The 14576-nt window shown below is 56.6% G+C and carries 12 protein-coding genes; 1 reads left to right on the forward strand and 11 read right to left on the reverse strand.

The window, feature by feature from the left end:
• Window positions 1-15: 15 nt before the first annotated feature.
• Genes SH421x_RS08545 through SH421x_RS08575 form a run of 7 tightly spaced genes read right to left on the reverse strand, consistent with a single transcriptional unit; the run spans window position 16 to window position 6555 of the window.
• Window positions 16-882 (reverse strand): STM4011 family radical SAM protein, encoded by an 867-nt coding sequence (locus SH421x_RS08545; protein ID WP_488855000.1) that lies wholly within the window; start codon window positions 880-882, stop codon window positions 16-18.
• A complete protein-coding gene (locus SH421x_RS08550) occupies window positions 879-2219 on the reverse strand; it encodes an STM4012 family radical SAM protein (RefSeq protein WP_488855001.1) in 1341 nt (446 codons plus the stop codon). Before SH421x_RS08550 ends, SH421x_RS08545 begins: the two co-directional genes overlap by 4 nt.
• A complete protein-coding gene (locus SH421x_RS08555; RefSeq protein ID WP_488855002.1) occupies window positions 2216-3019 on the reverse strand; it encodes an STM4013/SEN3800 family hydrolase in 804 nt (267 codons plus the stop codon). Before SH421x_RS08555 ends, SH421x_RS08550 begins: the two co-directional genes overlap by 4 nt.
• Window positions 3016-4218, reverse strand: a complete 1203-nt coding sequence (locus tag SH421x_RS08560; RefSeq protein WP_488855003.1) for an STM4014 family protein — start codon at window positions 4216-4218, stop codon at window positions 3016-3018. Before SH421x_RS08560 ends, SH421x_RS08555 begins: the two co-directional genes overlap by 4 nt.
• Complete coding sequence (locus SH421x_RS08565) at window positions 4205-5125, reverse strand: STM4015 family protein (protein WP_488855004.1); 921 nt, start codon at window positions 5123-5125, stop codon at window positions 4205-4207. Before SH421x_RS08565 ends, SH421x_RS08560 begins: the two co-directional genes overlap by 14 nt.
• A gap of 58 nt (window positions 5126-5183) precedes the next feature.
• The gene (locus tag SH421x_RS08570; protein WP_488855005.1) at window positions 5184-6173 is read right to left on the reverse strand and encodes a DUF6745 domain-containing protein; all 990 of its coding nucleotides are present in this window, start codon (window positions 6171-6173) and stop codon (window positions 5184-5186) included.
• Window positions 6174-6228: 55 nt separating this feature from the next.
• Complete coding sequence (locus SH421x_RS08575; protein ID WP_488855006.1) at window positions 6229-6555, reverse strand: hypothetical protein; 327 nt, start codon at window positions 6553-6555, stop codon at window positions 6229-6231.
• Between the two features lie 435 nt (window positions 6556-6990).
• Here SH421x_RS08575 and SH421x_RS08580 point away from each other — a divergent pair, with 435 nt between their 5' ends.
• Window positions 6991-10032, forward strand: coding sequence for a PVC-type heme-binding CxxCH protein (locus SH421x_RS08580; RefSeq protein WP_488855007.1), 3042 nt, complete (start codon window positions 6991-6993; stop codon window positions 10030-10032).
• Between the two features lie 221 nt (window positions 10033-10253).
• On the opposite strand, the gene SH421x_RS08585 is transcribed toward SH421x_RS08580, so the two are convergent.
• From SH421x_RS08585 to SH421x_RS08600, 4 genes are all read right to left on the reverse strand, one after another.
• On the reverse strand, window positions 10254-11573 hold the full coding sequence (locus SH421x_RS08585; RefSeq protein WP_488855008.1) for a carbohydrate porin: 1320 nt from the start codon (window positions 11571-11573) through the stop codon (window positions 10254-10256).
• A 252-nt stretch (window positions 11574-11825) separates the two neighbouring features.
• The gene (locus SH421x_RS08590; protein ID WP_488855009.1) at window positions 11826-12632 is read right to left on the reverse strand and encodes a hypothetical protein; all 807 of its coding nucleotides are present in this window, start codon (window positions 12630-12632) and stop codon (window positions 11826-11828) included.
• Window positions 12633-12726: 94 nt separating this feature from the next.
• Complete coding sequence (locus SH421x_RS08595) at window positions 12727-13839, reverse strand: AAA family ATPase (RefSeq protein WP_488855010.1); 1113 nt, start codon at window positions 13837-13839, stop codon at window positions 12727-12729.
• Window positions 13836-14576, reverse strand: coding sequence for an RNA ligase family protein (locus SH421x_RS08600; protein ID WP_488855011.1), 741 nt, complete (start codon window positions 14574-14576; stop codon window positions 13836-13838). The genes SH421x_RS08595 and SH421x_RS08600 overlap by 4 nt, the downstream gene beginning before the upstream one ends.

Below are 14576 nucleotides of genomic sequence, written 5' to 3' on the forward strand. Positions count from 1 at the left end.
CGGCGCCGGCGGTCGCTAGGCGTTGGGTTGTGAGCTCGGAATTCTTTCCAACAACCCATCGCCAAACAGCGGATATAGATTGAGCCGCTTCAGGTGGACATAGCCGATATGGCAGCCACAAGTGTCGTTGGGACAAGACCGCGGCCGCAGCGCGGCTTCCCACGCTGGGTCGGCGATGTTGCCGATCACTTGATCGACAAAGTGGCAGCGGCGGATGTCGCCGGCGCCGTCGATGGTGAAGCTGGTTTCGCCTGCATGACAGGGCTGACCGTGGCTTGCATGCCGCGTGTTGTTTAATGAAAAGTGCGGATCGATCGCTTGCAGACGCGCGACATCGGCCTGGGTGTAGTAGTTGGGCTCTCGTTTGTAGGCGTTGATCCAGACGTAGGTTGAGGGCGAGATTGCCGCGCGCAGCTCTTCGATCAGCGAGAAGTTTTCTTTGAGTCCGACGCAGCCGACGCTGATCCGCACTCCGCGATCGGCAACACGCTGCACACGCTGGCAAAACTTGGCCAAGGTTGTCTCGGTCGGATGGAAGGTCGCCCATAATGCGATCCGCTGAGGCTGACAGCGGTCAAGCCAGCGAAGATTGCCAGAGAGATTGGTCTGGATCGCCGCGCGGTCGATGTGTGGTAGCCAGCTCAATTGGACCAGCGCCTTTTGGTACCAACTGCGGACCAGCGCTTCGCCCCACGGTGTGAACAATACCCCAAACCGCCGATCGGTCTGTTCGCTAATCCAGTCGAGAAAACGGCCAAGGGCGTCGCGATCGCCGGCTAACTGCGCATGCGTTTCGTCTCGCTTGGCGAAGGGGCAATAGACGCAGCCGTAGTTGCAACTGCTCAGCGGGCCGCGATAGAGGATGTGATACTTGGCGCTCACTGTACGGCGAACTCCGCAAGCTTCTGCCGGCTGAACGGCGAATAAAGAGCGGGGCCGATCGCATCCGACATCGCGACCCCTTCGCTGCTCAAGCGAAGCACGCCATCGGCTTCGTCAATCCACTGGGCGGCCTGCAGATCGGCGAGCTGCGGGATCAAAGTCTCAGGCGAGACGCCAAAGGTTTGCGTGAAGCTGCTGCGATCAAGGCCGGTATAGTGGAGCAGCGATTGAATGATGTAGCGGCGTTGTTGCTCTTCTTCGGTCAGCCAGACTCCCCAATCGGCCAGGCCAAAGTCGTGCTCGCTCCGCTTGACCCATGCGTCCAGAATCGTTTTGACACCGGCAGCTTGTACGGCAAAGCGGCTGGAGTAATGCAGCCGCGATGTGTACGACCTAGCCCCGGCGCCCAAACCCAACATGCCGTCGCTTTGGCAGCAGTAGGCGGGGCCAGTGTCGAGTGATTCCACTTGACGCGTAAAGCAACGCATCGAAAGTTGGCGATAGCCGGCGGCTAACAGTTGGTCGCGACCGGCCCGATACAGCTCAATGGTTTGCGGCGGATGTGGAGTAATCGAATGTTCGCGACGTCCCAATCCGGTCTGAGGTCGCACGTACAGCGGATACAGAAAGATCTCTTCTGGTTCGTAACGCAGCGCGGCGGTGAGTGACTCTTTCCAAGTGGCGAGCGTTTGACTGGGTTGGCCGTAGATCAGGTCGATATTGAGGATCGGAAACTCAAGCTGCTTAATCCGAGACAGAGCCGCATGGACCTCGGTCGACTGTTGAGGGCGGCCGATCGAATGCGCTTCGGACTCTAGGAATGACTGCACGCCGATGCTGATCCGCTGTACGCCCCATTGGCGCAGTAGTTGGAGCTTTTCTTGCGAAGCGGTCTTGGGAGAGGATTCAACCGACGTTGGGATTTTCTCTGCGTCGGCGTCGAAATGACGTACCAACATTTGAAACAACCGATCAAGCTGCGCGGCGCTTAGCACGGTTGGCGTTCCTCCACCCAGGGCAAGTCGCGTTACGCTGCGCTGACCGGCCGTGGCGTCGGCCATGCGACTCGCTTGACGTTCGACGCTATCCAGATAGATGTCGTACGTTGACTCATCCCCCCCTGCCCTGGCGAACAAATTGCAAAAGCCGCATCGCATTTCGCAAAACGGCAAATGCGTGTAGAGGAACAAACTGCGGCGATCTTCTTGCTGCCAAAGGTCGTCTAACGCGACCGGCGGCGAGAGTGGTCCATACGACGACTTATGAGGATAGGAATAGGAGTAGGCGACATAGGGATCGGCCAAGTTGTGCATCGGCAGCTGTTCAAGCGAACTCATGGCTGTTCCTTCCAGGTGATCTCGGCGTAGGGAACTTCCCAGACGACCTTGTGCGACAAGCGATGCCCCCAATAGCCCTCTTCGCCGTAGGCGGTTCCATGATCTGAGCAGAGAATGCCAAAGCCGCCGCCGCGCTGTTGCAGCGCCTGCATTAACGGCGGCAATTGGCGATCAACATATGCGAGCGCCGCACGTTGCGTTTCGCAGTCGTCCGCTGTGCGGTCTGGCAAATAATGACAGTTGGGTTGATGCATTGCTGAGAGATTGATGAATAACAAGGCGCGTTGATTGCGAGCGAGTCGCTGCAGCGCCGCGCAAGCGACGTTGACCTGACACGCAGTCGAGTCCAGATTGGTTACTCCCAGCTCAGGCGACCAGTGACTCTCGTCAAACATGCTAGGCAGTAGAGAACCGAGCGGCGTCAGCTTGTTGAAAAAGCCGACTCCACCAACGCAAATCGTGTGATAGCCGCGCGCCGCGAGCCCAGCGATCAGGCTTTCCCCCTCCAGTACGCAGGTTTTTTCATCGGTCGTTTCGCTGCCGGGAAAGTGCAGAGCAAATCGCCGCGGATGTCTGCCGGGCGCAGCCGGCGTAGGCAGAAAGCCAGCAAAGAACGCGGCATGCGCAGCCAAGGTAAAATTGCCCGACGTGTGTCGCAGCTCCCAACCGGTCGACGGCAGCAGCTTGGCCAGATTGGGCAGTTCGCCGGCTTCCCACGCGGCCTGAGCAACGTCATAGCGAAGTGAATCGAACGTAATCAGCAGCAGGTCGTCGCGGCCAACGATGTCGTTCATGTTCATCGGGTGAAAGCTCCTGTCGAAGCCGCCGCATCGCGCGAGGTCAGCCACGCGTCGACCGCCGCGATCTCGGCGGCGTAGGGAGTTTCTCCATTTTGGAAAACGTTCAGCAGGAAGTCGCCAAACGCGTTGACTTCGAGTACATAGAACTCACGCCGCGGCGTCATCAGCAGATCGAGACCAAAGCACAGCGTCTGCGGAAAGCAGCCGGCAACTTGGGCGGCGATCTGCTCGATTTGAGCCCAACCATCCGCGCCGATCTTCTTCTCCAGCAGGCCGATATTGCGCCGTTGGCCGCCGAGATTGAGATTGGTAAACGTCGATTGTCCCAGACGCGCAATCGCATGCCGCGGCTGGCCGGCAATCACCACCACGCGCAGATCAAACGGTTTTCCCTCGAAGCGCGCCTTGGGGAGCCAAACTTCGAGATGCGCCTGTTCTGCGCAGATCATCTCGCCGACGCCGGCGACGTCGATCAGATCGTCTAACTTTTGGATCGGGATGTGTAGCTTGGGGTAATCGGGGTCGCACATCGCCATCGTTTGAGAAGAAACGAACGCACGCATGGGACCTCGGGGACAATGCAAGGCCATACAGCCGACACCGCCAGAGCCGTGCGACATCTTCAGCATGACCCGATTGTGGCCGCTGCAATCACCCATCGCCTCACGAAAATTTCGCGGCTGCGACAAAAGTTGCGGAATCGGAACGCCAGCCTGGAGCAAGCGATTTTGACACTCCCATTTGTCAAACATACACGCGATATCCAGCGGTGACTGAATCGCTACGGCGCCGGCTTCAGTAACCGCTATCGACAATTCATGCAGCAGTCGTCGGTAACCGAGATAAAGCTGCCGCGGTTTAAACTCAGGCGAAGCAGGCCCCATCCTACTGGAGATCTGCGCAGGGAGAGCCGCTGCGTAGCCTGCTGACTGGGCTTCTTCATAACCGTATTCCAGCAGCAGTCGCCGCGTCGTCCACTCCTCAGCCGCCGACTCAAAGCGAATCAGGTCTCCGGCCTGTACGCAATCGTGCAGGCGCAAGCTCCCTTGTAACAGATCGGCGTAGCTGACCAGCTGCGCCGGCGACTTTCTCTGCTGGGCTAATGCGGTTTGAAAAGCGGCGACGCGCCGGCAGTCGGGATTGCCGACGATGGTCCAGCGCGCTTCGTGACGCGAGCGAGCACGCTCATTCCGAGACATAGATCGACCGCCATTCCTCATCGGGGTCATTCGCATCGTCTGCGACCACTTCAAAGGGTAGCTTAGCCTGTAACTCTTCGACCACCGCCGGGGTAATGTAATGATGCGAGATATCGAGCTTCTCTAGCTTCGTGCCGGTGCTCAGCGCCAGCAGCGATTTGGCGCCAACTTCGGTCATGTTGCCGAGCGACAGATCGAGTACCCGTAGCCGGGCGACCAGCGGCGAATTAGGAAGAATCGGCGCGATCTCATCAATCTGCTCCGAGTTGCGGATGCCCAAATAGGTGAGCTTGGGGAACAGACTACCGGTCAACAGCGGTTGTAGATCTGCCGGGCCGCCGTCCCAACCATAATTATCAGATCCCAGCCAGAGCTCTAGATGTTCGAGATTGGGGAGATCGCCGGTAAAGATGTTCCGAAGCACCGAACGTGGGAGTCCGCCGGTTTCGATGATCAGTGTTTTCAGCTGCTCATGTTGGCAAGGCGACATTTTTAGATTGTACCCTCCGCGCAGACGCAGCACTTCTAGCTGGGGATAAGCTTGCAGCAGCTGCGATAGATCGCTTTGCTGGATCCACGACATCTCTATTTCTTCCACCGAGATGTCACCCACGAAGATCGCTCGTAGGCCTTTCAAACGATCTGCACAGGCGACTAATTCGCGGACAATGCTAGAGCTGTCATTCGAACAGTCGTCTCCTCCCCACGAGCCGATGACCAACGCGGTCAGTTCGGCAGCGTCATCTTGGGCAGCGATGATTTTTAGCCGTTTGTTTAGCTCATCCGGCGACGTGTCCCAGTCGGTGCGGATGCGATAGGCGTTGACGGGGCCTTGCCAGTCGTCTTCGGTCTCTAGGTCAATGATCGGCAGGTTGTAGAACTCGGTGGCATTATCATGAATCGTCACGTCATCACTCCCTGAGGGCGCAAGTGGGGGATAGAAATTTCAGAATAGATCGAACGCGTTAGGTTTCGATTTCGGGATCATAGTCGTTGGGGTTGTCATAGCCGGCCATCCAAGCGGCCGCATGACGGCAGGTTTCGATGTTAGGCGGGACCCGTAAATAGTAATCGCGACCGGTCGAAGGACAGCGGCACGAAAGCGTCACCAACGGCTCATCTTCGGCCAGCGTAACGCGCAATAATTTGCGGACGCCGCCTGCATCGCTGTCTTCGTCCAGGGTTTCAGCGTTGGCCTCGGTCATGAACCGCGATTGGCCAAACCGATCGATCAGCACACGCCGCGCTTCGGCGTTCTCTTCTTTCAGGACCTCCGCCAGGTTGATCGTCTCAGACTGTAGCCAGATCCGATCGGCGATGCGAACTCCTTGCCAGCGGGCTTCAACATTGGCTAGCGACGCCGGCTTCGCTTTCAGATTGGCGAGCCCGCTTTGGGCGATGTCGATCCAGCCGGTGATTTTTAAGCCGTCCGGGATTTGCGTTAGTTCTGAGCAATCGCGGACGTTGAGTGATGCGAGCGGTCCCAGATAGGCCGGCAGTGCGGCGATCGCCGTGCACCCGCGCAAGTTAAGATTGCCGGCCCGAATCTGGGCGGCGACCGGCCAGTGACGGAAACCCCAGCAGCCAGACATGTCGAGAAACCAAACGTCCAAATCTTCGGGCAAGCTGGTCAGCGACGAACAACCTTGTAGCCACAGCGAGCCGGTCTTTAGTCCGGCAGGCAAGCTGTGCAGCTCACGGCAGTTGGTCAGATGGATCGCCATATCAACCTGCAAGTCAGCCGGCAAAGTTTCGATCGCCGTCCCTTGCAGCAGCAACTCATACACATGCAATCCGTGCGGAAGCTGGATCGCTCCGGTGCACTCGGTCAGATCCAAAATCTCGCAGCGGAACTGCGGCGGAATCTGCGTCCATTGCTGTTGCCGCAATTTGACGACGCCGTTCTTGGGTCGCAAGATCGCATTTTCGCAATCGGTGTAGATCGTGCTCGACATCGGTTCCCTCCTGGATGGGTGCGTTAGTCGCGGATCGTGTTAGTCACGTACGGTCTTAGTCGCGGACTGTGCGAATTTCCTGCGGCGAATATTCGCGTTGTTGCCACACCAGATAAGAGCCGCGAGGCAGCGTGATCGGGCCATGTTCTTCGTGGATCAGCGTCGCCTGATCGCCGTAGACTTGCAGGAAGCGTTGTCCCTGGATTTCAAACAAGGAGGCGGCATCTGGCTCGGCGACTCGATGCGAGTGCCCGGTGATTTCTCCTTCGGCCAAAGTCAGATGAGACCGTTTTTTTGCTTCTGCCGGAATTTCACTAACCCGGCGCACCAGCACGTCTCCATGACGATAGAGCGGCATCTTCTCAGTCGACGATTTCGACATCGCGTATTCCTTAGGAAAAACTTGGCGAGTGTAGAGAGAGATCGGACCCAAGTAAGATAGCAAATCAGCGGTCAGAAAGCTCCCATTTATTACAAGAATTATCGCAGCAGCAACGGACACGGATGGTCCTGGATGTAGGCTGAAAATAGAGAGAATGTTCAAAGAATCGCCCCTTCGCACTAATTTTCAAAAGCGAGCGATCTCGGTCTGAATGTAGTGGCATAATATTTCAGCTTTGTTCAGAATATCAGTTTGACATCCCTGGTCAGAGAATTTCCCCTCTGATCCCTCCCCCTGCCCTGTGAGAAACTTCTCGAATGGAAGTTCGAGACAGCATTCTCGCCCCCTTTCCTTGGCGACCTGCAGCGTAGCGAGTCAACTACTTGTTCGCCTGCCTACCCCCAAGCGATCGTGCAAATACGATTGGATCATGGAATGAATCAAAACAGCAGTATCGTGACCCGAACTTGGATTGCTTGCTTAATGGGACTTGGATTGGTCCCCGGATTGGTATTTGCCGACGAGTTCGCGATTCCTGAAGACACCGAGAAATCGTCCACCACGCCGGTCGATCCCGCAGAAGTCATTCGGTCAGCCAAGTTGCCGCCAGGTTTTCAACTTTCGCTGGTCGCGTCCGAACCCGAAGTGCGCAATCCGATCGCGATGACCACCGACGAGCGTGGTCGGTTATGGGTAGCAGAGAACTACAGTTGGGCTGGCGGCGGCGCCGGTGGTTTTAATGGCGACATCCGTGATCGAATCTTGATCTTTGAAGATACCAACGGCGATGGCTCGCTCGACAAGCGGAGCGTTTTTTGGGATCAGGCTCACAAGCTAACAAGTATCGAGATCGGCGACGGCGGCGTCTGGGCGATTTGTCTGCCGCAGTTGTTGTTTATTCCGGATCGTGATCGAGACGATGTGCCGGATGGTGAGCCGGAGGTCGTGCTGGATGGTTTTGTCGATAGCAGCAGCGTGTCGCATACGCCAGCCAATGGACTGAAATGGGGCCCTGATGGTTGGCTGTATGGTCGCCATGGGATTCTTGCGACCAGCAGCGTAGGCAAGCCGGGCGCCAGCGATTCGCAGCGGTTTCCGATCAATACCGGCGTCTGGCGTTATCACCCGACGCGCGATGTGGCCGAACCGGTGATGCACGGTATGACCAACAGTTGGGGATTCGACTTTGACGAACATGGAGAGATGTTTGTCATCAACACCGTGATTGGGCATCTTTGGCATCTCATCCCGGGCGCCCACACGGAGCGAATGTTTGGTCTCGATATCAATCCTCACTCCTATCAGCTGATCAAACAGGTCGCCGATCATGTGCACTGGGACGAAGGAGAAAATTGGGCCGATGTTCGAAAAGGAATCACCGACAAAACCAGCGCCGCAGGCGGTGGGCACGCGCACATCGGGCTGATGATCTACCAAGGAGACAACTGGCCCGCCGAGTATCGCAATCGCGTCTATACGCTCAATCTGCATGGCTTGCGGATCAACAGCGACTATCTAAAACGAAGCGGCGCTGGATACACGGCGACGCATGGCCCAGATATGTGCTTTATAGAGGATCCCTGGTACCGCGGGATGGAGCTGCTGACCGGCCCCGATGGCGGCGTCTTCATCGCCGACTGGAGCGATACCGGCGAATGCCATGACCACGACGGCGTGCATCGCAGCAGTGGGCGAATCTACAAGCTGACCTATGAGACGCCCAAACGGCTAGCTCCGTTTGACCTGCAACAAAAGACGGCGGAAGAGTTGGTGGAACTGCTCGCGCATCGCAATACTTGGTGGGCTCGACAAGCACGCCGCCTACTGACACAACGTGGGCAGAACGCAGAGCTATCAATAATCCTCAAGCAACGACTTGCCGAGACCGGTGAACCGATCGCGCGGATTCGCTTGCTGGAGACGATCGCCACGACCGGCAGCGCCGATCAGGCCTGGTGGATCGAGCAGCTTAAGTCCGAAGACGAGTACCAACGTGCGGTTGCACTGAAGTTTCTAATCGATTTGACCACCCAGGCCGGCGCGAGTCCGGCGGCTGAGGTCCTGCAAACGCTCTCGCAGTTAGCAGCTAAGGATCCGTCGGGGATCGTTCAATTGCATCTCGCGTCAGCGCTGCAGCGATTGCCGGTCGATCAGCGCTGGGAGATCGCTCAGCACCTCGCACAGCGTGACGAGTACGCCCACGATGCGGTCTTGCCGTTGATGATCTGGTACGGGATCGAACCTGCGACGACGCGTGTTCCGCAGCAGGCGTTAGCCTTGATCGAAAAGTCGACGATGCCGCTGGTGACCAACTTTGTCGCGCGACGGATGACCTTGGAAATCGAACGTAATCCAGTCGCAGTCGATCAAATGTTGCAGCTGGTCGCGCAAGGCAAGTGCCGCTATCCGCAAAGTGTGATTCGCGGCATCGCCCAAGCATTAAACGGTTGGCAAAAAGCGGCGGCCCCACCGCATTGGGCTGCAGTCGCCGCGGCGTATGCCGCTGCCGAGGATGTTGAGATTCGTAATTTTGTGCAAAGTTTGAACGTGGTGTTTGGCGACGGCCGGGCCATGGACGAGATACGTGCGATCGTGACTAACAATCAGCTGCCGCCTGACGTGCGACAAGCGGCGTTACGCTCACTGTTGGTTAGTCGCCCTGCCGATTATGTGCCGACGCTGGTGCAACTCTTAGACGACAATGCGCTGACGGTGGACGCACTGCGAGGTCTGGCGCAGTATGACGATCCGTCGATTGCGGCGAAGATTTTGGAGCGTCTCTCCAAGTATGACGCCGCCGCAAAAAACGAGATGATTCAGACGCTTGTCTCGCGTCCGGCTTCAGCCCGAGCGCTGCTAGACGCGGTGCAAAACAAGCGGATCTCGGCGAGTGAGATCTCGGCTTTTCAGGCTCGGCAGATTGCTTCGCTAGAGAATGAAGAGCTGACCAGCGACTTGATAAAACTATGGGGCGATGTCCGTGTTAGTGCTGCTGAAAAACGCACCCAGATCGAAACCTACAAGCAGCAACTATCTCCAGAAGTTTTGTCGCAAGCCAACCTCTCGGCTGGCCGTGTGCTGTTTCAAAAGACATGCGCCAGTTGCCATGTATTGTACGGCCAAGGGCGACTATTGGGGCCAGATTTGACCGGGTCGAACCGGAAGAACATTGACTACTTGTTAGAAAATGTGATCGATCCCAGCGCCAGCGTGGGCGCTGACTTTCGGACCGTGGTGATTGCGATGGAAGATGGCCGCGTGCTGAACGGCGTAGTTGGCGAACTCAATGAACGCACATTAACCCTAAAAGGGGCTCAAGAGTCGATCACGATTGATCGGCAAGAGATCGAAGAGATGAAGACCAGCCAGGTCTCGCTGATGCCCGAAGGCCAACTGCAAAAGCTGACCGCCGACGAGACGCGTGACCTGATCGCCTATCTGATGTCCACCGTTCAGGCGCCGCTGCCGCCGGAGTAGACGAAGGTGGGAAGCGTAGAAAGTAGAACGAGATTGGAAGCAGGTCTGAAGAAATTCGCAAAGTCAAAAGCGTTGACATTCATGTGAACGTTTTCGACTTGGCTATTACCCCGTTTCCCGCTCTTCATCCGTGGCTTTGCGGCGCTCCATGCTTTGTTGCCCTTAGTAGTCGAGGATCCTAGTTGTTCCTGGCCAAGCGATGGTCAGCTTCGAAATGGCCGTTAGAAGCTAATCTTGCCGCGCAAGCCGACCAGCAGCGCCGTGTTGAAGTTCTTTTGTTCCGGCTCTAGCACTTGCAGGTCGGTCGTCAGGTGGAACCAGGGAGTGACTTCGTAGTTGTAGAACATCTCGACCCCTTGCCCGTCGCCGATCGGACCAAGGGCCGCCTGCAGAAAAGGACCGATTTGATTGCTGGTATGTAGCGAATAATAGCCGACGCCAAACGTATCTTGTCGCCGACAAGCAAGCGGGCTATCGCCGCCGATGCCGAGGCTAAAAAACGAAGCGAGCGGATTCGCCTGATCGTCGGCGACGCTGGCCCGCGCAAACATGCCCCAGCCTTTGGCGGGGCTGTCGGCATAGTGATATAAATATTGATCCATATTCCAGTAGACGCCCCAAGTGCCTAGGGTTCGATCAATCGGAACGTCGGGAAGCACAATGCGCGGATCTTGGCCTAACGAAGTGTACTCGCGACTGCTCCACGTTGCTCCCAATAGTTGATGCCCTTGCAGCCCGCTTAACTCATAGGGAAGTCTTGTCTCGGCGATCAAGGTCACGCCGTTAGCGAACAACTCGTCAAAGCCGGCGGTGCTCGCCGTGTTGGTTGAGTTTAAGACGGTGAACTGGAAGATCGGCGCATTGTCTTTCAGCAATACAAATCCAGTACCCAATGTCGAGTAAGGGACCGCACGCAATAGCAAGGGATTGACGACAAACGCCAGGTTCGAGAATTGATCTTTGCCTCGTTTGTGCGCAAACACGTTGGCGTCGCCTTCCAACGTGGTGAGCTTGCCGGCAAATACGGCGACTTCTTCAGACAGAAATTGCGTAAACAAGACGTCCGTAAGATAAACGTTGTTGCTGGCCGGAGAGGGCAAGTCGGTGAGTACCGTTGCAGGCAGAAAAGAGCCATCCGAGCCAGAGATCGATTCTCCATAACGATGTTCGCCGCGCAGTTTAAGGAATAAGCCTTCTTGGACGCCGGCTTTGCCCAAGTCCCAGTTCAAGACGTAATCTCCATGCCCGGCAAAGGTAAATTGTTGTTCTTTACCGCCGCTTGCGACCCCGTAATAGAATTCAGTCTGGTCGATCTCCCACAGCATTCCCTGCTCAAGCATCTTGTTGCGCGTGCCAAGCCAATCTCCAAGCAGCGCTTGGCGCTCACAGATACAGCCAGAGTAGTTGGGGACAAGCGGCGCAGCCGCTGCGGTTGCGCACTCTGAACAGTCGCATTGGGCGCTTGCGGAACTACCGATTCCCAATAGCAACAACACGGTCATTGCCATCAACGCGATAAATCGTCGAACGGAAAACAGCATGGTCCAGCCTAGCTTGGTCAACGCAAAAGAGAGCTACTCCCGCTTCTTTCATCGTCCCAAATCGTAAGCGGATCAAAGGTTGTCCGCGCTGGTGGCAAACTTTGCGTAACCCTCCCCTGACTGGGGAGATAGCAGGTTGCCGCAGCGCCCTGCAAACGGCATAGCCCGCTTATTTTGAAGTGAACCAGAGCAACTAGTTTCGTTTGCCGTTGGAAACAAAACGCCGGATCATCTGGTATGGACCGGCGATGGCTAATCGAGAAAGGCCACGTTGCGCATCGCTTGCGATTGGTGCTCGGTATTCATCACCACTTGATGCCAATCATGCAGCGTGATCGTCGCATGGTCCGGATGGCGAATGCGGCCGCGGACAAAGACCGATGAGTTGCGCTGCATGATTCGCCAGCGCCAAGTTGCAGCATTGGGGTTTTCGCTTAGTAGGCGTTGATGCTGGATCGGGGTTAGCACGCCGTTCTGGCGGTTACTCACATAAACCGTCTCCCCGCCGATGCGATAACAGAACTCGGCCCAATGTGGCTTGCCCCCGTTGCCGCGACTGAGCGGTTCGTTTTGCAGCACCAGCTGATTTTCCACGCTCATCACGCCAACCGGCAAGAAGAACCATTCTCCTTGACGTACGAACGCAGAGTTCTTGCGACGGTTGCGGGCCTTGCCTGATATGCTGCGGCTGGCCAGAGCGCGAATCACCTCCGGCGGTTGCAACGCTTCTTTCGCTTGGCGAACCGTCCCAACCGGGGCCTTTTCAGGAATGCCGGCGACAAACCAATGCCGTTCATCGTGACCGCATAAGTATTTATGTTTGACCGTTCCTTCACGCACTAACAACAGCAGATGCCGTTCAGCAGGTCGAACATCAAGGATTTCGACACGCGGTCTGGCGCCTGGCTGCGGCGTCAGTTCAAAGAACTCACCGCGCCGGTCTGCGCCGATGTCAAGCGTCACTAGCCCCGCGGGCCGAAAGCGACGCGAAGGACGATCCGTCAATTGCAGACGGGCGCCGATCCGGTCAAAATGTTTCGTGAGTAATGTAGTGTCCATGCTAAAAGGGACGACGCTGAGCCACCGCGGTTCGCCACAAAGTGAAATTTTCCCTCAGAGCTATAATGCAAACCTTTACAGCTATAAATATTCACTAATCATCGCACAAGATCAGCCGATGGCATTCGAGCCAAGTCGGCGGATCGCATTTGTCGGCCAAGCGGTGAATCACACGCTCAGGCACTGAGCTATCGCGATCACGGTTCCGCTTTAAAATTTTGGACAGCGGCGGCTCGAGATAGACCACTTCGATCCGAGCGCCATAATCGGCGAATAGATCAAGCCAGCGAGTACGCGTCTGCCGCATCGTGTTGGTTGCATTAAACGCGAACGAAGTGGCGCTGCGCAGCAACTCGCGACACCGCTCGCGGGCAAGTTGGGCGACGGCGCCTTGGTTGTCGGTCGGGTTCACATCCAGTTCGTCCCGCAGATCGTCCAGCGAAACGATCGGCAGATTGCCGCGATGCATGGCCAGCCAATGATCTTTGCCGCTGCCGGGGATGCCTGACATCAGCGTCACGGTGCAGGAAAAATTTTCGTACGGCACATAGTGAAGATTGGGATTCGCTTGACGAAAATAGAGAAACCGCGCATGGTCGCTCGCGAACGGATAGGGCTGCGTGAAGCAGTCGTGCTCTTCGGCGATCAGCTTCCAAAGATGCAAGTTTTCTTCAGGACGCGACATCGCATCAGTATCACGGCCTCGAGCGTCAGCCAGGGCAAACAAATAGAGCAGGCGATTATCGACCAGCCACGACAGTCGGACCACCTCGTAGGTCGGATCTTCTCGCTCCAACAGAAAGACAGGCCGCCCATGAAAGCGAACCAACCGCGCAATCTGTTCGCGGGTCACCAGATCACAGCCCAGTTTGCGAAGAATCGACCGCGCGATGTGCTCTCCTTTTACGGCATGTTTCGGAGTCGAAATACGCCCCGTTGCTGGATCAAACTGCGTTGTCAGCGGCTTGGCGACGTCATGCAATAGCGCCGTGAAGACCAGCACCGTCTGTTCGTGCGTTGACAGCACTGCCCATTCTGTAAGTGTGGTAAGTTGCTGCAGCACCAACTTGGCGTGTGTCCAAACATCCCCTTCGGCGTGCCATGCGGCGTCTTGCGCGCAGTTCGACATCTCCCGTGCCCAGTCCTGCGTTTCGGACCAGGCGACAAGTTGTTCGAGCGTCCCGTTTTTTAACTGCTCCCAGTTCATAGCCAGATACTGGCCCCTGCGGCCAGTAGATTGGGGACCATCGCTTGTTGTCGCCAATGGACGCTTTGCTTGAGCTTCTCCACAAACTCTGGACGAACCCACTTGGCGCGACGCGTGACTATACCAGCGGCTTCGGTCCGCAGATAAAGCCCTTCGCATAAGTTATCACGGCGTCCGGTCAGCGGATTGTCAAACTGACTATCGAATTGAGACGGCCCGATTAACGCTTCTAACTCTTTGCGGTGCAGCGAACCGGTGTGGACCACCGGGACCGTCTCAATACCGGCGCCAGCCAAAATCGCTAGGCGTTGGTGCAAATCGAGATACACCGCTTGCTGTTTGTCGTAGATATCGAATTCAAAAAAGTAGTGCGACAAGCGGCGATAGTAAACAGAATGCCGCGCGTGCAGCCATTCTCCAAACATCAAAAAGCGATCCCCCAACATCTCTTCCAGCACTTGCCGTTTGACGGTCGCCCATTGTTTAAACAGGTCATACTGCGGGTGCATCCCTTCGGTGATCAGGTGCCCGCGAGATTGCAACATTAACTGCCCGGCAGCAGAAAAGTGTACGCCTACATTAGTTCCGTCCAGTTTTTCCTCGACCACCAGTGAACTGTCAGCCAACAGCGCAAGGGACTCCCGCTCTCCCAAATGTTTGTCATCGTCTGTTCCAGACGAACCAAACAAATGGGGCGTACGAGGATATTTCTGGAAGTCCCCCTGCGAGGCGCCCAT

The sequence above is a fragment of the Blastopirellula sp. SH421 genome, assembly GCF_057808535.1.